At 55.6% G+C, this 21,699-nt stretch carries 18 protein-coding genes; 10 read left to right on the top strand and 8 right to left on the bottom strand.

The features are described from left to right. Nucleotides 1-211: 211 nt before the first annotated feature. From HMPREF1144_RS30310 to HMPREF1144_RS30265, 10 genes are all read left to right on the top strand, one after another. Nucleotides 212-1,768 (top strand): class I adenylate-forming enzyme family protein, encoded by a 1,557-nt coding sequence (locus tag HMPREF1144_RS30310; protein WP_009654934.1) that lies wholly within the window; start codon nt 212-214, stop codon nt 1,766-1,768. Then, on the top strand, nt 1,765-3,366 hold the full coding sequence (locus HMPREF1144_RS30305; RefSeq protein WP_009654933.1) for an acyl CoA:acetate/3-ketoacid CoA transferase: 1,602 nt from the start codon (nt 1,765-1,767) through the stop codon (nt 3,364-3,366). Before HMPREF1144_RS30310 ends, HMPREF1144_RS30305 begins: the two co-directional genes overlap by 4 nt. 2 nt (nt 3,367-3,368) lie before the next feature. Then, nucleotides 3,369-4,103 (top strand): 3-oxoacyl-ACP reductase FabG, encoded by a 735-nt coding sequence (gene fabG, locus HMPREF1144_RS30300; protein WP_009654978.1) that lies wholly within the window; start codon nt 3,369-3,371, stop codon nt 4,101-4,103. An 11-nt stretch (nt 4,104-4,114) separates the two neighbouring features. Further along, nucleotides 4,115-5,305 carry a thiolase family protein gene (locus tag HMPREF1144_RS30295; RefSeq protein WP_009654980.1) on the top strand — a complete coding sequence of 397 codons (1,191 nt, stop codon included), beginning with the start codon at nt 4,115-4,117 and terminating at the stop codon, nt 5,303-5,305. 135 nt (nt 5,306-5,440) lie between these two features. Next, the gene (locus tag HMPREF1144_RS30290; RefSeq protein ID WP_004124842.1) at nt 5,441-6,778 is read left to right on the top strand and encodes an MFS transporter; all 1,338 of its coding nucleotides are present in this window, start codon (nt 5,441-5,443) and stop codon (nt 6,776-6,778) included. Between the two features lie 13 nt (nt 6,779-6,791). After that, a complete protein-coding gene (locus tag HMPREF1144_RS30285) occupies nt 6,792-7,670 on the top strand; it encodes an SMP-30/gluconolactonase/LRE family protein (RefSeq protein ID WP_004124853.1) in 879 nt (292 codons plus the stop codon). Nucleotides 7,671-7,746: 76 nt separating this feature from the next. Then, nucleotides 7,747-9,117: an MFS transporter gene (locus tag HMPREF1144_RS30280; RefSeq protein WP_162557762.1), complete on the top strand. Its 1,371-nt coding sequence runs from the start codon at nt 7,747-7,749 to the stop codon at nt 9,115-9,117. A gap of 13 nt (nt 9,118-9,130) precedes the next feature. Beyond that, complete coding sequence (locus HMPREF1144_RS30275; protein ID WP_009654940.1) at nt 9,131-10,306, top strand: glycerate kinase; 1,176 nt, start codon at nt 9,131-9,133, stop codon at nt 10,304-10,306. Continuing rightward, nucleotides 10,303-11,460: a CdaR family transcriptional regulator gene (locus tag HMPREF1144_RS30270; RefSeq protein WP_009654977.1), complete on the top strand. Its 1,158-nt coding sequence runs from the start codon at nt 10,303-10,305 to the stop codon at nt 11,458-11,460. Before HMPREF1144_RS30275 ends, HMPREF1144_RS30270 begins: the two co-directional genes overlap by 4 nt. A gap of 332 nt (nt 11,461-11,792) precedes the next feature. Then, nucleotides 11,793-13,442: an OFA family MFS transporter gene (locus HMPREF1144_RS30265; protein ID WP_004854013.1), complete on the top strand. Its 1,650-nt coding sequence runs from the start codon at nt 11,793-11,795 to the stop codon at nt 13,440-13,442. Between the two features lie 36 nt (nt 13,443-13,478). Here HMPREF1144_RS30265 and HMPREF1144_RS30260 read toward each other — a convergent pair whose 3' ends face one another. The 8 genes from HMPREF1144_RS30260 to HMPREF1144_RS30225 form a co-directional block, all read right to left on the bottom strand. Continuing rightward, the gene (locus HMPREF1144_RS30260) at nt 13,479-13,709 is read right to left on the bottom strand and encodes a hypothetical protein (protein WP_009654952.1); all 231 of its coding nucleotides are present in this window, start codon (nt 13,707-13,709) and stop codon (nt 13,479-13,481) included. Between the two features lie 184 nt (nt 13,710-13,893). Then, complete coding sequence (gene arsC, locus HMPREF1144_RS30255; RefSeq protein ID WP_004854018.1) at nt 13,894-14,319, bottom strand: glutaredoxin-dependent arsenate reductase; 426 nt, start codon at nt 14,317-14,319, stop codon at nt 13,894-13,896. Nucleotides 14,320-14,332: 13 nt separating this feature from the next. Next, nucleotides 14,333-15,625, bottom strand: coding sequence for an arsenic transporter (locus HMPREF1144_RS30250; protein WP_004854020.1), 1,293 nt, complete (start codon nt 15,623-15,625; stop codon nt 14,333-14,335). A 52-nt stretch (nt 15,626-15,677) separates the two neighbouring features. Then, on the bottom strand, nt 15,678-16,028 hold the full coding sequence (locus HMPREF1144_RS30245) for a transcriptional regulator (RefSeq protein WP_004854022.1): 351 nt from the start codon (nt 16,026-16,028) through the stop codon (nt 15,678-15,680). A gap of 208 nt (nt 16,029-16,236) precedes the next feature. Further along, nucleotides 16,237-16,977: a fimbria/pilus periplasmic chaperone gene (locus HMPREF1144_RS30240; RefSeq protein WP_042928798.1), complete on the bottom strand. Its 741-nt coding sequence runs from the start codon at nt 16,975-16,977 to the stop codon at nt 16,237-16,239. Beyond that, the gene (gene stbD / locus HMPREF1144_RS30235; protein ID WP_009654996.1) at nt 16,943-18,331 is read right to left on the bottom strand and encodes a fimbrial usher protein StbD; all 1,389 of its coding nucleotides are present in this window, start codon (nt 18,329-18,331) and stop codon (nt 16,943-16,945) included. Before stbD ends, HMPREF1144_RS30240 begins: the two co-directional genes overlap by 35 nt. Before the next feature lie 5 nt (nt 18,332-18,336). Further along, nucleotides 18,337-20,925, bottom strand: a complete 2,589-nt coding sequence (locus HMPREF1144_RS30230) for a fimbrial outer membrane usher protein (RefSeq protein ID WP_009654961.1) — start codon at nt 20,923-20,925, stop codon at nt 18,337-18,339. After that, the gene (locus tag HMPREF1144_RS30225; protein ID WP_004854031.1) at nt 20,906-21,640 is read right to left on the bottom strand and encodes a fimbria/pilus periplasmic chaperone; all 735 of its coding nucleotides are present in this window, start codon (nt 21,638-21,640) and stop codon (nt 20,906-20,908) included. Before HMPREF1144_RS30225 ends, HMPREF1144_RS30230 begins: the two co-directional genes overlap by 20 nt. Between the last annotated feature and the right edge of the window lie 59 nt (nt 21,641-21,699).

The raw sequence follows: 21,699 nt of genomic DNA, 5'->3' as shown, positions 1-21,699 counted from the left end.
TAATACGGGTCTAAAAGAGGGCTTCCTCTGGCTTTATAAAAACCGGTGTGATTCGAGGATTTCTCTCCCCTACCCGGCCTCTCCTGCCTATTGTGCAATGTTACAAAATTGCTTCTGTTTTGTTGATTTTCTATTGTGAGCCATTCGGCAATTTCCTCTCCTGAATTTCCCCAGACTACATCCAGTCAATACGCGATATCAGGAGAGACAAATGAGCAGCACCTCCGCCGACTTCCAGAATCTTTACCAGGCCCTGAGCCGCAGCGCCACCCGCAGCCCGGATGCGCTGGCGCTGGCTTTTGAGGATCGGCGCTATCTGTACCGCGATTTTCACCAGCGTGTACAGCAAGCGATGGCGCAGCTTGACCAGGTCTGGTCGCTGCGCAAAGGCGATCGAATCCTGCTGGCCTGGGGGAATCATCCCGCTTTTTGCGAAGTCCTATTTGCCGCGCTGGGTCTGGGCATCGAAGTGGTGCCTTTCAGCACTAAGCTTAAGCAGGCCGAAAGCGAGGAACTGGTGGGTCATATCGCCCCCCGGGCCGTGCTGTTCGATGCGACCGTGCAGGACTGGCTGAAACACACTCCCGACGCCCGCTGCATTTCGCTCAACGAATGGCAGGCGCTCTCTCTTCCCGATCCGCTAACCCGTCTGCCGACCCCGGTTAACCGCGATGATACGGCGTTGATGATGTTTACCTCCGGTACCACCGGAGAGCCTAAAGGGGCGATGATCACGCACCACAACCTGCTCTGCGCGATTGACGCTTACACGCAAAAACTGCATCTTACCGCCGCGGATAGCACCATTCTGGCGGTGCCTATCTATCACATCACCGGCCTGTCGGCGCTGCTGGCGCTGTTTATTAGCCTTGGCGCGAGCATCTGGCTACAGCACCGGTTCAACGCCCCGCAGGTAATCAACACCCTGCGCGAGCAGAACATTACCTTTCTGCACGGCTCGCCAACCATTTTTATCTTGCTTTGCCAGGCTGCGCGCGAGCAGAGCGCCAGCCATCCAGGCGATTTCCCCGCGCTGCGCACGATTGCCTGCGGCGCGGGCCACCTGAGCGACGGACTGATCGCGGAGCTAAAAACTCTGTTCCCGCATACGGCGATTCAGCCGATCTACGGTCTCACCGAAACGACCTCACCCGCGACGATTTTTCCGGGCGACGTCTGGGGCAGCGCTAAATGCGGCAGTTCGGGCCAGGCGATCCCCGGCCTCGCCATTACGATCCGCAACGATCGCCAGCAGCCCCTCCCCGCCGGGCAAATCGGGCATATCTGGCTAAAAGGCGATGTGGTGATCCGTGAATACTGGCAGCACAGCGAACGACGCTCGAGCTGCGATGCGCAGGGCTGGTTTTGTACCGGCGATCTTGGCTATCTCGACGACGAAGGCTGGCTGTACATCAAAGACCGTAGCAAGGACATGATCAATCGCGGCGGAGAGAAGATCTACTCGCTGGAGCTGGAGAACATCCTCTCTACCTATCGGGGCGTGCGGGAAGTTGCCGTGATCCCGACTCCCAGCCCGGTCTATGGCGAAGAGCCGGTGGCGTTTATCGTGCCGGACGGTCAGCACCACCTGACCAGCGAAGAGATCCTCGGCTGGCTAAAGGTCAAAATCGCCCGCTTTAAGCTGCCGGCGCGCATTATTTTCACCCGCGTTTTACCGCGTACCCATAACGGAAAAGTGAGCAAACAGCAGCTTAAAACGCGCCTCGCGGAATCCATCATCACGCTATCAACGGAGGATAAAAAGTGAGCAACAAATTTATCAGCGCCCATCAAGCGGCGCAGCGGGTCGCCAGCGGAGACACCGTTTGTACCGTCGGGATGACGCTTATCGGTGCGGCGGAATCCATTTTAGGCGCCATCGAAGCGCGTTTTCTGAGCGGAGGCGAGCCGCGCGATTTGACGCTGCTGCATGCCGCAGGGCAAAGCGATCGCCAGCGCGGTATCCAGCACTTCGCCCATCCGGGTATGGTGACGCGCCTCATCGGTTCGCACTGGGGCCTGGCGCCACGCTGGATGGCGATGATCAACAACAACGAAGTGGAAGCCTGGTGTCTGCCGCAGGGGCAGATCGTTCATCTCTATAGCGCGATGGCTGCCGGACTTACGGGGCGCCTTTCGCCCGTCGGGCTCGGTACCTTTGTCGATCCGCGCATGGAAGGCGGGCGGATGAACGCCCGCACCCGCGAACGGCCCGATCTGATCGAGCACGTGACGTTTCGCGGCGACGAATATCTGTTCTATCCGGCCATTCCTCTGGACGTGGTCATTGTGCGCGGCACCCATGCTGATGAAGAGGGCAACCTCACGACCGATGAAGAGGTGATGAAGCTGGAAGTTCTGCACGCGGTTCTCGCCGCCAGACGCTATGGGGCGAAGGTGCTGGCGCAGGTGAAATATCGCGTGGCGAAAGGCTCGCTGCATCCGAAAAGCATCACCGTTCCCGGCAACCTGATCGACGCCATTGTGGTATGCGAAGAGCCGCAGACGGATCACCGCCAGACCTCCAGCTGGGACTTCGATCCGGCGCTGTGCGGCGATATCCAGCTTCCCGCCGCGCAGAACGCGCCGCTGCCGCTCGACCTGCGCAAGCTCATCGGGCGGATTGCCTGCCGCTATCTGACGCCCGGCTGCATCATCAATCTCGGCACCGGCATTCCCAACGACGTTATTGGCGCCATCATTCACGAAGAACGGCTCGGCGAGCAGGTCACCATCACCGTGGAGTCAGGGATCTACGGCGGGCAGCAGGCGGGCGGCGTTGATTTCGGCATCGGCCGTAATCTGAGCGCGATGATAAGCCATCAGGATCAAATGCTCTATTACAACGGCGCCGGGGTCGATATCACCTTTATGGGCGCCGGCGAGATGGACCCGCACGGCCACGTCAACGCCACGCGGCTCGGCGCCTCCTGCCCCGGCGCGGGTGGTTTTATCGATATCACCCAGAATGCCCGCCACGTCGTGTTCTGCTCCTCTTTTACCGCCAAAGGGCTGGAGATCGCCTGTGAACAAGGGGCGCTGCATATCCGTCGCGAAGGCGAGGTACGCAAATTCGTCGCCGGGGTTAATCAGGTTTCCTACAACGGCGAGCTGGCCCGCGCCAAAGGACAAACCATGCATTACGTCACCGAACGGGCGGTTTTCGAACTGCGCCCGGAGGGGCCGGTGCTGACGGAAATCGCCCCCGGTATCGAACTTGAGCGCGACATCCTGGCGCATATGGATTTTCGTCCGGCGATCGCCACGGATCTTCAGGTTATGGACAGCCGCTTGTTCACCCCGCAGCCCTGCGGCCTCGCGGAACATCTGTCCCGGAATTCATCCTCTGACTCACAAGGAAATTAGCTATGAAACTTGCCAGTAAAACCGCCATTGTCACCGGCGCCGCGCGCGGTATCGGCTTTGGCATTGCTCAGGTGCTTGCGCGGGAAGGCGCGCGCGTGATCATCGCCGATCGCGACGCGCACGGCGAAGCCGCCGCCGCCTCCCTGCGCGAATCGGGCGCGCAGGCACTGTTTATCAACTGCAATATCGGTGAAAAAGCGCAGGTCGAAGCGCTGTTTTCCCAAGCCGAAGAGGCGTTTGGCCCGGTGGATATCGTGGTGAATAACGCCGGAATTAACCGCGACGCCATGCTGCACAAACTCTCCGAAGCGGATTGGGACACGGTGATCGATGTCAATCTGAAGGGCACTTTTCTCTGTATGCAGCAGGCCGCCATCCGCATGCGCGAGCGCGGCGCGGGCCGCATTATCAATATCGCTTCCGCCAGCTGGCTTGGCAACGTCGGGCAAACCAACTATTCAGCGTCAAAAGCCGGCGTGGTGGGGATGACCAAAACCGCCTGCCGCGAACTGGCGAAGAAAGGCGTCACGGTTAACGCCATCTGCCCGGGCTTTATCGATACCGATATGACGCGCGGCGTCCCGGAAAACGTCTGGCAAATCATGATCAATAAGATACCCGCGGGCTACGCCGGGGAGGCGAAAGACGTTGGCGAGTGCGTGGCGTTTCTGGCGTCTGACGGCGCGCGCTATATCAACGGTGAAGTGATTAACGTCGGCGGCGGCATGGTGCTGTAAGGAGAAAAACGATGACACAGGCTAATGATATTGTGGTTGTCAGCGGCGTCCGTACCGCTATTGGCACGTTTAACGGCAGTCTTAAGCATACCCACCAGCATGACCTCGGAGCAGCGGTCATTCGCGAAGCGGTCAACCGCGCCGGGCTTGCGCCGCAGGATATCGACGAAACGATCGTCGGCAACGTCGGGCAAATCGCCGAAAGCGGCTTTATCGCCCGCATCTGCCAGCTACGGGCGGGGATCCCGCAGGAGAACACTGCCTATTCGGTTAACCGCCAGTGCGGCTCCGGACTTCAGGCCCTGGCGGACGGCATGATGCAGCTGCAAAGCGGCCAGGCCGAGGTGGTCGTCGCCTGCGGAACGGAAAATATGACCCAGCTCCCCTACTACCTGCGTAAAGCGCGCGATGGCTATCGCATGGGCCACGGCGAGCTGGAAGATGGACTGATCTCCATCCTCACCTGGCCGGAAGGGCCTTATCACAACGGCATCACGGCGGAAAACGTTGCGCAACGCTTCGGTATTACCCGTGAAGCGATGGACGATTTCGCCTGGTCGAGCCAGCAGAAGGCGCTGAAGGCGATCGCTGAGGATCGCTTCCGCGAGCAGATTCTGGCCCTTGAGGTACCGGACGGCAAAAAAGCGACCCGCCTGTTCGCGATCGATGAACACCCGCGCGACACCCCGCGCGAAAAGCTCGCCGCGCTGCGTCCGGCATTTAAAGCCGACGGCGTGGTGACGGCGGCCAACTCCTCCGGCATTAACGACGGCGCGGCCGCGCTGGTGATGATGACCCGCCAGCAGGCGGAACAGCGCGGCTTAACTCCGCGCATGCGGATTCGCGGCTGGGCTGTCGCCGGCTGCGGCGCGGAGATTATGGGGTTTGGCCCCTCTCCCGCGACCCGACGCCTGATGGACCGTCTCAATATGGATGTTCACGCCATCGATTTAATTGAACTCAATGAGGCCTTCGCCGCCCAGGCGCTGGCGGTGATGAACGATCTGCGTCTCGATCCGGCCCGCGTTAACGTCAACGGCGGCGCGATCGCCCTCGGCCACCCGGTGGGCGCCAGCGGTGCGATCCTGCCGGTCAAACTGATGTATGAAATGGCGCGCAGCGGCGCGCGCACCGGTCTGGTCACCATGTGCATCGGCGGCGGCCAGGGGATTTCTATGCTGTTCGAGCGCGAAGGCGCTTAGGAAAAGACGGCCCGAAGTGGGGCTTCGGGCCGGGCGTCGTTCGGGTCAGCACCCGGCGACAACCTGTGAGCTGACGAACGGGATCGTCTCGATCCCGGCAAGGCTTCTGACCACGAATACGGGGAAATAATAACCATGTCCGCAATAAATGAAAAGGCGGTAAACGGGACGCAGCTACAGCGCACCCATAAAAAGATCTACCGCCATTTGATGCCGCTGCTTATCGTGGCGTACATCATCAGCTTTATTGATCGTACCAATATTGGCATGGCGAAAGCGACCATGTCGGTGGATATCGGCCTTTCCGCAACCGCATTCGGCCTCGGGGCCGGGTTGTTTTTTCTCACCTACGCGGTGCTGGAGATCCCCAGCAATCTTTTTTTAACCCGGATTGGCGCGCGGCGCTGGATCGCCCGCATCATGATCACCTGGGGGATCATCTCCTGCGGTATGGCGTTTGTCACCGGGCCTACGTCCTTTTACGTGATGCGCCTTTTGCTCGGCGCCGCCGAAGCGGGGCTCTATCCGGGCATTATTTACTACCTGACCCTCTGGTTTGGCCGCGAAGAGCGCGCTAAAGCCACCGGCCTGTTCCTGCTGGGGGTCTGTCTGGCCAATATTATCGGCGCGCCGCTGGGCGGATTGTTATTAAGCCTTGATGGAATGTCCGGCTGGCACGGCTGGCAGTGGATGTTCTTTATCGAAGGGCTGCCTGCGATAGCGCTGGCGTTCGTCGTCTGGCGCAGGCTGCCGGATAAGCCCGCCGACGCCCGCTGGCTGGACAGCAACGACGTGCAGGCAATCACTGCGGTGCTGGAGAAAGAAGCCGAGGAGACGCGCCATACGCCGAGCCGTTTTTCCCTGAAAACCGCGCTCACCACCCGCGTATTTTTGTTGCTGGTGCTGATTTACTTTACCCATCAGTTTTCGGTTTACGGCCTGAGTTATTTCCTGCCGGGGATCATCGGTAGCTGGGGCCAACTGACGCCGCTACAGATCGGTCTGCTGACCGCCATCCCGTGGATCGCCGCCGCCGCGGGCGGGATCCTGCTGCCACGTTTCGCCCGAACGGAACAGCGTTCGCGCAGCATGCTGATGGCCGGGTATCTGGTCATGGCGACCGGCATGGCGATTGGCGCAATTGCCGGCCACGGCGTGGCGCTGCTTGGCTTCTCGCTGGCCGCCTTCATGTTCTTCGCCATGCAATCCATCATCTTTAACTGGCTCCCCTCGATTATGAGCGGGCATATGCTGGCGGGCAGTTTCGGCCTGCTTAACTGCCTCGGACTGTGCGGCGGCTTTCTCGGGCCGTTTATCCTCGGCGCGTTTGAGGACCGCACCGGCGCGGCGACGTCCGGCTTATGGTTCGCCGTCGCGCTACTGATCGTCGGCGCGCTGGCATCTCTATTGATTAAAAGTTCGTCATCCTCTACCCCCGCCTCGGCAAAACAGGCCCGCGGCGAAAACGCTTAATCAGGAGCGCCTTATGCGTATCGAAGTGTTACTGGATTTAAAAACTCGCCTCGGCGAGAGTCCTGTATGGGATGTCGAGCAGCAGCGTCTTTGGTGGGTAGATAGCCTCGACGGGCGCCTGTTCGCCTGTAATGCGCAGGGCAGCGCGATTAAGAGCTGGGACGTGCGGCAGAAAATTGGCTCTTTCGCCCTGCGCCAGAACGGCGAAGGCGCGGTGGTGGCGCTACAGAATGGCGTTCATCTGCTCGACTTCGCCAGCGGCGAGCTGGCGTTGCTGCACCAACCGGAAGCGGATCGGCCCTTTAACCGGCTCAACGACGGTAAAGTCGATCGTCAGGGACGCTTTCTGTTCGGGTCGATGGATATGCGCGAAGAGGAGCCAAGCGGCGCGCTATATCGCCTGGATACCGATCTGTCACTGCACGTGTTGAAGAAAAATATCATTGTCTCTAACGCCCCCTGCTGGAGCCCCTCCGGCGAAACGTTCTATTTTGCCGATACCTGGACAGGCGAGATCGGCGCCTGGGATTACAACACCGCGACCGGCGATCTCTCTGGCGAACGAGTCTTTTGCCACGTCGATCGCAGCGAAGGCGGCGCGGCGGATGGCGCCACCGTGGACAGCGAAGGCTATCTGTGGAACGCGCTGGTCTACGCGGGCAAGCTGGTGCGCTATACGCCGGAGGGCGAGGTCGATCGCATCATTGAGATGCCGGTGAAAAAAGTCACCAGCGTGATGTTCGGCGGCGAAAACCTCGACGTGCTGTACGTCACCTCAATGGCGCAGCCGCCGCTACCGCGCTTCCCGGAAGATAATCAGCTACGCGGCAGCCTGTTCGCCATTTACGACCTGGGTGTGACCGGCGTAGCGGAACGGCGCTTTGCCGGTTAAGCGAATCTCCGGCTCGCCGCGATAACAATAATACCCGGCGAACCCACTCTGACCCTGATACCTGGCGGCGCGCGCCATGCTGTCGCGACGCCGCGGAGTAAACACGACTATGACAACAATCAATCACACACCTGCCGGCGAACAAGGCGCAAAAAAGCGGCTGATACATCGTTTCTCCTGGGTTTCGCTGCTCGTTTGCTGGCTAATCTGGGTGCTTAACGCCTACGACCGGGAGATGATCCTGCGCCTTGGCCCGGTCATCTCTAAGGAGTTCTCGCTCTCGCCGGAACAGTGGGGCAACGTCGTCGCGCTGATTATGGTTGCCCTGGCGGTGCTGGATATCCCCGGCGCCATCTGGAGCGATCGCTACGGTTCAGGCTGGAAGCGAGCGCGCTTTCAGGTACCGCTGGTGCTGGGCTATACCGCCCTCTCTTTTATTTCCGGGATTAAAGCGATCAGCCACGGGCTGACGGCGTTTGTGCTGCTGCGCGTTGGCGTCAACCTCGGGGCCGGCTGGGGCGAGCCCGTCGGCGTCAGCAACACCGCGGAGTGGTGGCCGAAAGAGAAGCGCGGCTTCGCGCTGGGGGTACATCATACCGGCTATCCGATTGGCGCGCTGCTGAGCGGCGTGGTGGCAAGCCTCGTGCTTTCCGCATTTGGCGAAGGCAGCTGGCGCTACTGCTTCCTGCTGGCGCTGATCGTCGCCATACCGCTAATGATCTTCTGGGCGAAATATTCCACCGCCGATCGCATCAACACGCTTTATCAGCATATCGATAGCCAGGGGATGACGCGCCCGGCGACGCAGGAAAGCAGCCATGTTGCCAAAGGCGAAGGGATGAAGACCTTTTTACGCACCCTGCGCAACCGCAATATTTCGCTGACGGCGGGCAATACCCTACTGACGCAAATTGTCTATATGGGCATTAACGTTGTGCTGCCGCCGTACCTTTATCACGTCTCCGGCCTGTCGCTGGCGGCCTCCGCCGGGCTAAGTATTATCTTCACGCTGACCGGTACCCTGGGACAGATAATCTGGCCCTGGCTGTCCGATAGCTTTGGCCGTAAACGTACCCTGATCGTCTGCGGTCTGTGGATGAGTATCGGCATTGCGCTGTTCTATTTCGCCACCAATATGCCGCGTCTTATCGCCATTCAGCTATTTTTTGGCTTGGTGGCCAACGCCGTGTGGCCTATCTATTACGCAATGGCCTCGGACTCCGCCGAAGAACGCGCCACCTCTACCGCCAACGGAATTATCACCACGGCGATGTTTATCGGCGGCGGCATTTCGCCATTGCTTATGGGCTGGCTCATCCAGTTTGGCGGGGGGTGGGAAAATCCCGCAGGTTATATCTACGCCTTCTTTACCATGGCGGGATGTGCGCTGCTGGGGATGTTGTTGCAGCTCATGACCACCGATAAAACGCCGCGCAAAGCGCATTAACGCAGGAGAACGCATGAAGATTGTTATCGCGCTGGATTCGTTTAAGGGCAGCTGTAGCGCGCAGGCCGCTTGCGCAGCGGTAGCACAGGGATTGCGCCGGGTTGACGCGGCGCTGGAGCTGGTCGAAATGCCCGTGTCGGACGGCGGTGAGGGATTGCTCTCGACCCTTGCGGAAAGTCCGCAGCTGAAGGGCGCGAGGTGGCAGCAGCAGCGCTGTACCTCGCCTTACGGTCTCTCCATGCAGGCCGCGTTTCTGATCCTGCCCGGCGAGCGGGCCATTATTGAGATGGCGCAAAGCTGTGGGCTGGAGCTTACGCCGAAAGCGCAGCGGGATGTGCGTCTGGCCAGCAGCTTTGGACTGGGCGAACAGGTAAAAGCGGCGCTGGATGCCGGTTGCCGGCGTCTGATTATCGGGCTGGGCGGAAGCGCGACCAACGATGGCGGCATCGGTTTTGCCCAGGCGCTTGGCGCACGGTTCTGGCGTAAGGACGGCACGCTGCTGCCGGTTCCCGCCGCGGGCCAGGATCTTGCGCATATCCAGCGCATCGATTTAAGCGAACTGGACCCACGTCTACGGCAAGCCGAAATTCAGGCCTCTTGCGACGTCACCAACCCTCTGCTTGGAACCGATGGCGCCACCTGGGTTTATGGCGCGCAGAAAGGGGCGGATGAGGCGGCGCTGAACGAGCTGGAGGCGGGTATGGCGCACTACAGCCGGCAGCTTACGCAAACGCTCGGCTACGACGTCAGCGAAGTGCCCGGCGCCGGGGCCGCGGGCGGTATGGGGGCCGCGCTGATCGCCTATGCGGGCGGCACGCTGCGCCCGGGCATTGACCTGGTGCTGGAATTGCTAAACGCCGACCGCCATCTTAGCAATGCCGCGCTGACCATCGTCGGTGAAGGCTGGCTCGATCGTCAGAGCGCATTTGGTAAAGCCCCGGTGGGCGTAGCGGGCAAAGCCGCGCGCCACGGCGTACCGGTTGTGGCCCTTTGCGGAGGACGCGATGAGAGCAGTCGGCAATTATATCAACACCATATTGACGCGATGTGGTCTATCTGCCAGCGCCCTATGCCGCTGGCGGAGTCGATGAACACATGCGAACAGCTCCTCGCCGACGCAGCGGAGAATGTTCTACGAACCTTTCTGAGCGGACGGCGCGGAGAGGCACATAAGCGGATAACTGTATGATTATTACGACGGCGCTGGCTAATGAAATTGTCGCCCGGGCAATGGCGATAATTCATCATAACGTGAACGTGATTGACCATCATGGACAGATTATTGCCTCAGGTGAACGTCATCGTATCGGCGAACAGCACGAAATCGCTCGCGAGGTGATACGCACCGGTAAACGCATTTGTATTAATAACACCGCGGAAGCGGCGCGTTTTCAGAATGTGCATCCCGGGATTAATCACCCCATTATTTATGACGATCGCGTGGTGATGGTGGTGGGCATCAGCGGCGACCCGGCGGCAATAAGCCGCTATGCTGAACTGGCGGTGCTCACCGCCGAGCTGCTGGTCCGCCAGGCCGTAGAGATGCGGGAAACCAACTGGCGACAGCGTCTGCGCGACACCCTGTTTTGTCAGTACCTTGAGCAGGGAGCCGCGCCCGCCGGACAGGAAGCGCTTCATCGCCTGGTGGAGCTTGGCTTCAGTTTTAATGCGCCGCTGATGCCGGTTGTGGTGACCGTGCAGGTCGAACAGCACCAGCTAAGCGAAGTACTGAGTACGCTGCTGCGGGAATTCTCGCAGCTGTCCGGAGTAAGAGACGTCATTTTGCTGGGCAGCAATGAAATACTTATCCTCAATACGCTATGCGAACCCCAGGAGACGATGCTGCGGAGCATCGAGTTTGTTCTCAGCAATCAGATCAGCCATTACCATATCGGGATTGGCGTGCAGGCGGACAATGCCCCGGATATTCGCGAGGCCATCCGATTCGCCAGGTCGGTGATTGAGGTGGGGAGCAAAGTGCAGCCGCAGCGACAAATCTACTACTTTCGCGAGATGGCGATGCTCTGCCTGTTCCGGGTGCTGGAAGACAGCTATATGGTGAATTTTTTTATCAATAACGTACGCCAGCTGCTTGAACATGATTCCGGCGAAGTGCTGCTGGATACCCTGAGCAGCTTTATTGCCAATAACGCCGAACCGGGCAAAACGTCGCTGCTGTTGGGGATTCATCGCAATACGCTCACCTACCGGCTACAGCAGATTAAAAAGCATATTCAGCTCGATCCGATGGTCTTCACCGACCTGACGCAGCTGGCGGTGTCGGTACACTGCTATCGTCGGCAGAATCCGCGCCAGAGCGAATGGATTGATACCTTAAGCTAAAGAGCGGCGGGTGCTCTCGCCCGCCCTGCAGGGGAAATACGCCATAGCCATGCGCTCCGGCCATGTCCGGGAGGAGGCGGCCCGAACGTTACCGGTCATGGCGTATCACTCTGAGATCGACGTTTATCAAAATAATAGCGCGCCCGGCATTTTTATCGCGAGGGGGGCCCCGTCGCCGATGGCGGGCTTTTCGCCTCAGCCATTCGGCGGAGCTTGCTCGCTTCAGTCGCCATTTTTGTACACAATTTAATCAAATGGCACCGTTCTTGCCTTTTATCTACGTTCCCCGACCGCAGCATTCGTCGGCCAATATCGATAAAAAGGACAGGAAAATGGCGCAAATGAATGAAAACATCGCGACCGCACCGGTCTCTCCCTTACGCGATTTTTTCGCGAAACCCCGTATCATCGCCAGGCCCGGCTTTAACCGCTGGCTGGTGCCGCCGGCCGCGCTGGCGGTTCATCTCTGCATAGGTATGGCCTATGGATTTTCCGTTTACTGGCTGCCTATGTCGCAGCTCATAGGAGGAAGCGCGTCCTTGCAATGCCCCGTCACGATGTCGTTCTGGCAGCAGCTGTTTGCCCGCGATTGCGACTGGAAAATCTCCATGCTGGGCTGGACCTACACGCTGTTTTTTGTTTTTCTCGGCTGTTCGGCGGCGCTGTGGGGCAGCTGGCTTGAGAAGGTTGGACCGCGACTGGTGAGCTTTATTGCCACTTTGTGCTGGTGCGGTGGCCTGCTGCTATCCAGCGTCGCTATCTATTTCCATCAGCTGTGGCTGCTGTGGCTGGGGGCCGGGGTCATCGGCGGAATCGGTCTCGGACTGGGCTATATTTCACCGGTTTCGACGCTGCTGCGCTGGTTTCCTGACAAGCGCGGAATGGCGGCCGGGATGGCGATTATGGGTTTTGGCGGGGGAGCGCTGGTGGGGGCGCCGCTGGCAAACGGTCTGATGAATTACTTCGCCGGTCCGGCCGGCAACGGGGTATGGCAAAGCATTCTGGCGCTGGCGGCGATTTATGCGCTGTTTATGCTCGCCGGTACCTTTGGCTATCGCCTGCCGCCCATGGGCTGGCATCCTTCGGGTGAGAAGGCGCAAAAAACGATCCGCAATAATCCCACGATCCAGGTGCACGTCCGCGTTGCCTGCCGCACTCCGCAGTTCTGGCTGCTGTGGATGGTGCTGTGGCTCAACGTCACCGCGGGGATCGGCATTCTCGGTATGGCTTCGCCGATGCTGCAGGAGATCTTTGCCGGTAAACTGCTGTCGCTCGATCTCAGCTGGCATGAGCTGAACGGCGAGCAGCTGAAACGCATTGCTACCATGGCCGCAGGATTTACCGGCCTGCTCAGCCTGTTTAACATCCTGGGACGGTTTTTCTGGGCATCGGTATCCGATCTGTGCGGGCGAAAAATGACCTTTGCGATCATCTTCTGCCTGGGCGCCGTGCTGTATGGGACGTTGCCGCTGGTGAATCACGGCGGCTATATCGCGCTTTATGTCTGCGCGATGTGCATTATCATTTCGATGTACGGCGGAGGCTTTGCCAGTATTCCCGCCTATCTGGCCGACGTCTTTGGCTCACAAATGGTGGGCGCGATTCATGGACGCTTGTTAACCGCCTGGTCGGCGGCCGGGATCAGCGGCCCGGTGCTGGTGAACTATCTACGCGAGTATCAGCTGACGCACGGGGTTCCGCCCGAGCGCGTCTACGATATTACGCTGATGGTGCTGACCGGCCTGCTGGTGATGGGTTTTATCTGTAATCAGCTGGTGCGTCCGCTGACGGAAGAGCATGCGATGACCGCGGAACAGCAGCAGCAGGCGAAAGGTCTGTATACCATCAATAAGGATGCCCAGCTCACGTGGGAGGCTCGTCCGTCCACGCTGCTGTTAACCGTAAGCTGGTTAGCGGTGAGCGTGCCGCTTTTATGGGGAGTCGGCACCACCCTCCAGCAGGCCGTGAAGTTCTTTATGTAGATAGTTGCCGCCGATACCGGGCAGTATCCCGGGAGGCTATTTGCGCGCTTGCCGGCGTGCCAGGCCGCCTGACTGGATATGTTGAAGGATCCTCCCGACCGCCTCTTCGGCGGTCAATACAGAGGTATCCAGAGTCAGGCTGGCGGTGCACCAGGGCTCATACTCACGGGTGATCACCTTTTCCCAGTCCGGCAGGATATGGCCGCGAATATCCGCCGCGCGGTTTTCCACGCGATACCGATGCCGGGTTTGATCGGCGCAGGTCAATTCTATCTCCAGAAAAGGTACGGCATTCTCGGTAGCGACCGCTCTCCAGGCCTGGCGGCCAGCAGGCGAGCAAGGGTTGATTTCCCTGTTCCGGGCAGACCGCCAAAGACAGGAGGCGTCTGCAGATGATAGTCATAGTCACCAGAATATTGTTCAGTGATAATGATACCGTCCCGCTGGAAATTTACTTCAGCCTTTTGCCCTTATCATCCACCACTTTCTCGCCATCTTCCTTTTCAAACGCGCCCTTTTGCGCGTCAGGAAGGATATCCAGTACCACCTCCGATGGGCGACACAGGCGCGTTCCCAGCGGCGTCACCACAATCGGGCGGTTAATCAGGATCGGATGCTGCAGCATAAAGTCGATTAACTGGTCATCGGTAAATGTATCTTCCGCCAGGCCAAGTTCTTCATATGGCTCAACATTTTTACGCAGCAGCGCCCGTACCGCGATCCCCATATCGGCAATGAGTTGGACCAGCTCATCACGTGACGGTGGATTTTCAAGGTAATGAATAACGGTGGGTTCAGTACCGCTATTGCGGATCATCTCCAGCGTATTACGCGACGTCCCGCAGGCGGGGTTGTGATAAATGGTGACGTTGCTCATTGATAGCAGTATCTCATGACAAAGTGAAAGAGAGACGTAGCGCCAGCGCGGCCAGCGTTACAAACAGCACAGGCAGAGTCATGACGATCCCGGTGCGGAAATAGTAGCCCCAGGAGATGGTCATATTCTTCTGTGAAAGTACGTGCAGCCAGAGCAGCGTTGCCAGGCTACCTATCGGCGTAATTTTCGGGCCCAGATCGCAGCCAACCACGTTGGCGTAGATCATCGCCTCTTTAATAACGCCGGTTGCGGTGCTTCCATCGATAGAGAGCGCACCAACCAGCACGGATGGCATATTGTTCATGATGGAAGACAGGAAAGCCATCAGGAAGCCAGTACCCAGCGTCGCGGCCCAGAGTCCTTTATCCGCCAGCACGTTCAGCCCCCCTGAAAGGTATTCGGTTAGCCCGGCGTTGCGCAGACCATATACCACCAGATACATTCCCAGCGAGAAAATCACGATCTGCCAGGGCGCACCGCGTAACACTTTGCCGGTATTAATGGCATGGCCTCGTTTCGCCACGGTAAACAATATTACCGCCCCTACCGCGGCAATCGCGCTGACCGGAATGCCAAGCGGCTCGAGGACGAAAAAACCGACCAGCAGAAGAATCAATACTATCCAGCCGGTGCGGAACGTAGCCGGATCTTTAATTGCGTTTGCCGGTGATTTAAGCAGGGCCAGATCGTAGGCCGGCGGGATATCTTTGCGAAAGAACAGGTGCAGCATCACCAGCGTGGCGCCAATGGCGGCAATATCGACCGGCACCATTACCGATGCATATTCGGTGAATCCGAGCCCAAAGAAGTCCGCCGAGACGATATTCACCAGGTTCGACACGATAAGCGGCAGGCTGGCCGTATCAGCGATAAACCCGGCGGCCATGACAAAGGCCAGCGTCGTGCCCTTGCTGAATCCTAGTGCCAGCAGCATGGCAATCACGATAGGCGTCAATATTAATGCCGCACCATCGTTGGCAAACAACGCCGCCACCGCTGCGCCGAGCAGAACGATATACGTAAACAGCAAACGGCCACGACCTTTTCCCCAACGAGATACGTGCAGCGCAGCCCATTCAAAAAATCCGGACTCATCGAGCAGCAGGCTGATAATAATCACCGCAATAAAGGTCGCCGTCGCGTTCCAGACGATATTCCACACCACCGGAATATCATCGACATGTACGACGCCAGCAATCAAAGCCAGTACCGCGCCCAGCGTCGCGCTCCAGCCGATGCCTAACCCCTTCGGCTGCCAGATAACCAGAACAATAGTCAGGACAAAAATAGCAACTGCCAGTAGCATACCACCTCCGTGAAAATCACATTCGAAAAAACATATATGTTACGGCAAATTTTTAAAGGCAGAACGCTTTACCGCTTCCAGAACAGTTTGCTGATGCCAGCTTGCGGGCGATGGTCTGTACGATCTCCTGTTGGCTTAACCAGGCCTGCTCTATTACCTGTGCCGCCCATGCAGGCATATGCGGTGATAAGCGATAGTGCACCCACTTACCCTGCTTGCGATCCAGCAACAATCCGTTTTCCCGCAGCATAGCCAGATGGCGGGAGATCTTGGGCTGCGACCGATCCAGCGCCGTGCAGAGATCGCATACGCACAGCTCCCCCATCTCTTTAAGCAGCAGCACAATACCCAGGCGGGTTTCATCGGACAGATTTTTGAAAAGCTGTAAGGGTGTTAATGACATCATTCCTCCCGATCGTCGACGGACAGGATACTCCACAGAGATATAAGTTCAACACCACATATGAAAAATCATATGTGGTGTAGTTATTCACGGCGGGTTAATCAGGTCAATTTATAAGGGATGAATCGCATTGAGGAGAGCAGGCTCCCGCACGGATAAGTATTCCGGCGAGTCAGGTCAGTCATGCCTGTCGCGTGTTCAGTGTGAATTACTGTCTCAAAATTGAACGATAACGCCATTTGGTTCCATCATCATTGATAATTTCATACTGCACCTCCCCCGCTTTCACCGTTTTATTCAGGGTGATTTCCTTTTTCTCTCCTGGCGCTAACATGATGCTATCAACCTTCACATCAGCAGACTCGAATGTCGCTATCGTCATATACCATGGCGTTGGATTGCTCATAATGACAACCTGTTGATTGTTATTTTTAATCTGGAACTGCAGTCGTTCCCCGTCAGTCTGCTGAGGCCGCGGGACATTAACGGGCCGAACAAAAACTTTCAGGCGTAATCGCAGGGGAAGAATAACGCGCTTCTCATTAGCCGGACCGATCGTATTGGGCGGCACCTGGTAAATATTCAGCCAGTAAAGAGATTCCTTATCTTGCGGAAAATGATCCCGAGAGATCAATTGCAGCTTCACATCGCGCAGTTCACCCGGCTGTAATCGAAACACCGGGGGGACGGCAATAATCGGTGTTCTGGCGTTTTCTGGAGATATAAATAGATCCCCCTCATCAAACCAGAGTTGAACAAGGGAGGGCTCCTCCCCTGAATTTACCAGGTTCACCGATGCGACCATTTCTCCGGCATTAAATATTACCCGGGTACTTTCCACATTCACAACAGCGAAACCAGGCTGCGCCAGAACGAAGAGTACGCAGCATAACCATTTCGCCTTGATAATTTTTTTACTGAAAGCTGACAACAACCTGTAACTGCGCATTCACGGACCCCGCGGTAACTGTCTGACCAGTGATTGCACTCAACTCTGCAGTGAAATCACCCGTATAAATATCGGTGCCGCTTCCCGCCCCAGTTAACGACAATAAATCTTTAAAACCATACCATCCGTAGCTGTTTCCTGAGCCAAATGATGATTTAGCGGGTAAAAGATTAAGCGCACTGCCACCATTGTTAAGAATTTGAATACCGACCCCTGAGGCTTCCCCGGCGCCGCTCCCATAATTTGTATCCAGCAGCCAGGTGAGACCACCGCCGGAAGTCACCAGCCCCAGACTTTGCGCTTTACTGACCGCATTTGCCTGATTCACCATAAAGCCCATAGCAACATTTGCTGAAGAACTTGTTGAATTCGATGTGCTGGAAACAGCCCCCGACTCACATTCCAGACTGATGGAGAATCCGGCGCGGCTGGTATTTCCCGCATTAAGTTCGCTAACTGAAATAGTTGGCAACAGTACAACCGAAGGGAAATCCTTAACAAGGCATGTCGCCCCTCTGACGAACGTGACATAGTTCGTCAGACCAAAACCGGCAGGCCAGTATCCATACCATCCCGAGTAGTTACTGGCAGAATCAGCGCCGTTATAAAGTCCAGAGCTTAAGCTCCCCCCCTGAAATGCAACATAACCGGCAGGCTGAGCGCTCCCTGTACTCCACCAGTTATAGGTGTAGAAGTTTGAGCTATTCTGACTCCCGTAGGTTCCGTCAATCTTAAACAGCTCAACAAATACATCAGCGAATGCACTCGCGGGTATATATGTATAGGTATCATCTGAATACCAGTCGTCAGCGGTAAGCTGACGGGATTTCCAGTACCGTGAATAATATTCCCCTGTCTTCGTATTCGTTAATCTGATAGCAACATTTTTTACATACGTAAAATAAGAGCCGTCTACTTCGCTGGCGGCATTTTTACCACTGTAGTTTTCATCACCATTGGTGGCATAAAACTCATATAATCCCGCATCCACCGCAGTCTGATTGCAGCGAAATAAAATCTGATTTGCTGGGTATGTCTCCTTGTGACCAGACGTCAGAAAGGAGGCCGCTGAACTGCCAAGAAGGGTTCCAGACGGCTGAAAACTGCTGGAACCGCTGATCGTTATAATACCGGGCAACCCAAGACTTGTGACCGTGTTAGCATCAGAGGCACCGGTCCACGATGCGGCAGTATAACCCGCATTCAGCGCAGCAGTGGATAGTTGACTTGTCGACGTCACTTTTGTGCAGGTACCTGCTGCAAAGCTCATCTGGCTCCAGCCGAAAAAAATAACCGGAACTAGCAGGAAAATAAAAAGCCGCGGCTTCTCTTTTTTTCTCAGGAAGGTCATCATCTCTGTTATCTCCTCTCACAGGGCAGATGAATTTGTGTTACCGGCTGATTATCTGCTTTCGGTAGGCGATATTTGATTTCACAACGCTGGCCATCCTGCTTTCCCCATTTAACCGTCAGTTTTCCTGTATTATCTTCAACGCGGGCATAAATTTGACCGCCCTGACCTACCATTCCTATTTCGTTACCAGCAGAATCAAAAACATCAGCGCCCATCGGAGGCATTTCACCCTCAAAGCTCGCGGAGATTAAAATGGCTCTACCATGGAGAGTTTCGAAAGAAATAATCGGCATGGCTCCGGCGTACGGAACCACTTTCTTACTGCCTCCCTGCAGCTCAACGTCAGAATTAATGAATCTCGAGTCAAGTCCAACATTGTTATACTGGTAAGGGGTTAGCGACGGATGTATAGCGTAGCCAAAGCGATCTATTGTTGCCCCCTGGCCGTTCTTGACAATTGCCCCACTGGCACCCGGCGCATGGATGATTGCAAACGTATCGCTTGCATAGGGTCCTACCGTGAGCCCACCGCGGTGAGCAACCAGCGTGCCAGAATATCCTGCGCCGAACTGCCGATAGTTTTTACCTGCAGAGAGGTTTGCGCGAAAAGCGCCCACGGACGTGTTCTGCTGACCGCTCCCCCCCCAACTGGTGGCATTACCGCTGTTATGGTAATTTTCAGCACCACCATATAGGGAATAAGTAAAATTACTCTGTTCCCCGGCAGATCCATTGATCCCTACCTGCGCACTTCGGGTGTCTCTATTTTTATTTAAGCCAAAAGTCAGGTTGGATCGATTTTTGCCAAAATCAAGTGGTACAGAAAAACCCAATGAGATGGTATTTTCTGTATACCTTTGCCGGTTTCCCGTGTCGTAATCGCTATCCCTAAGACTATAAAAGTATCTGCCGTTCGTCATAATGGTCTGCTGACGAGCAATACTCAGGTTATAACTGATCTGTCCCCAGTTATTACTGTATCCCAATTGCAATTGTTTAATTCTGCCTCTCCCATCATAATAATCGGCTGTACTGCCTGAGAGGTTAAGCATCCCCCATTCATCCATAGGTTGACTGACGGTTGCTGAAAACTTATTTTTTTGCCTTAACGTATCTGACCAGTATTCAGTGCCATTATGATACTGACGCCTGACGCCAAGGACATCCTGTAAATCCCTGAAACCACTGGTTGAATAGCGATACGCAGCAAGAACAAGATTGGTTCCTGTGTCAAAGGTTCTGCTGTAGCTGGCTTCTGCACGCCAGCCGCTGGTGGTCTGCTCATTTTCTACTCGGGCATGAGAAAAAGTCGTGTTTAAGCCGAATGCCCCTGCTCCAGTAGCAATAACGCCTCCCAGCAAAGCGGCCTGATAATCTTCAGCAAGACGTATACCGCTGTTAGCAGTGAGCATGTTCGACATGCCTCGCTGCAGCGTCCCTTCAATGAAACGATTGTTAACACTGTAATAATTTCTCACCCGTCCTAATGATACAGAATACTCCCAGTTACCTGGTCGTACAGAATCAGGTACAGAAGAGTAGGGGACGGTAAACGTTGAAATGTTGCCACCAGCCTCAATAACCTCTACATGCAGGTCTCCCTTGCTTTTCGTGTTATAAAGGTCATTAATAACAAAACTCCCCGGCGAAACGGTAGTCTCATACACCACCGTTCCCTGCTGACGGATGACAACCCGAGCTGTTGTCGCTGCAACGCCTCTGACTTCTGGTGCGTATCCCCGCTTTCCCTGAGGCCACATTCGTTTATCGGTAGCCATCTTTATGCCATTAAAAGACAGACTCCCGAATAGGCTGTTGCTGGTGTAGCTATCACCGACAGTGAATACGCTTTCTAATGCAGGAATAGCACGTTGCCCCCATGTCCTGGCCGCATTATATTTATATTCACTACCGCCAAGGTTACTGTCAGCATAATTTAAATTTCCTGTATGCCTGAGCTGCCACAATCCCAGGTTCGTCCCTGCATTAATATTGCTCCAGAGATAATTATATTTAAAATTCGTTCCTGTATTCTCGGTGCGTGTGAAATTAGTGTTATGGCGAAGAAAAAGCGCCATCACCCCGCTATCCCAGCTTTCGACAGGAATAAAGCCACGGGGGTTTTGAAACATATTCGACTGGGGTACTGACAGATTGAGGCGGGACTGTGATAAGTCCACCTCAGCCTGAATGGTCGCCCCGGCGTCAGATACAGGTACACACTGATGACTCTCTGCAGCCACTACAGCATTTATTCTGATGGCCAATTTAGCTATCAGTTCCCGAGTCAGACAAGGTTCTGTTTTTCCATCTTCACGCTCCATTATATTGATGGTTTCGCTGATCGAAATTAGCGTGTTGTTAACATAGACATCAAGAACATATTTCCCGGATTGAACAGGCGTGATTTTTTTATTGAATCGTTCCATATCCTGTCCAAGAGCAGAACCTTTCAGCAGTGCCGGGTCGAAGTAATAATCCTGGGCACTGGCGGAAGGAAGATATGTAACAACAAACGATATTGTTAATAAGACTTTGTTAAATCGCCACCAGATATTACTAATGCAGATATTGTTATAAATTGAATTCCGCATTCAGTCGTGCTCCCTGATCGTTTACCACTGTAACGGTGATTTTTTTACCCTTAACTGAACCTGCTCGAGAAATATTGAAAATCTGCGATCCTGAAGGCTCAATCATTCCCGACCCAGAAGACAATCTCCGTTGCCTCTCTGTTAACGCAACGCTGCTGACAGTGACATAGAAAGGCGTGTGGTTTTTTATCATCACTGCTGAGGCATTATCCGCAACAGGCGTTACCGATATATTGGGTACCCCTCTGCCTGGACCAGACACCAGAGATGCAGGGCGATAGAAAATTTTAACTCTGTTACGCAGCATGACGAGCATTTTATTTTTAACGTCATTTTTGTTAATATTTGCCGGAGGAACCTGCAAAAAATTAAAATAAAACACAGACTCCCTATCATCTGGAAGGTTAAAACCACCTGTGAATGTCACTTTAACAACCTGACCTGCGCCAGGCTGAATTCGAAAAACAGGAGGTGAGGCGATAAAGGGAACCCGGACAGAGGCATCCGGCCCACTAGACATCTTCCCGTCATCAAACCACGTCTGTACAACATAAGGGAAATCGCTCTGATTTTTAAGATTAACATCAACAGAACGACTTCCCTCATTATATATAATACGAGTACCCGTCATAATAACGCTGGCATTAAGCTGAAGAGAAAATAACGCTAAAAAAGTAAAACAAAAAAACGAAAAGGATTTATACAGGAACTTCATATTTCTCTCCATTAGTTAAGCCAGTACAGAGTCTGGCCCCGGTAAAAATGGCCGGAAAA

The organism is Klebsiella sp. OBRC7, from assembly GCF_000293135.1.
In the GTDB taxonomy this organism is placed as follows: Bacteria; Pseudomonadota; Gammaproteobacteria; order Enterobacterales; family Enterobacteriaceae; genus Klebsiella; species Klebsiella michiganensis.
The sequence above is the reverse complement of the archived record's forward strand: the minus strand, read 5'-3'. Positions and strand labels throughout refer to the sequence as shown.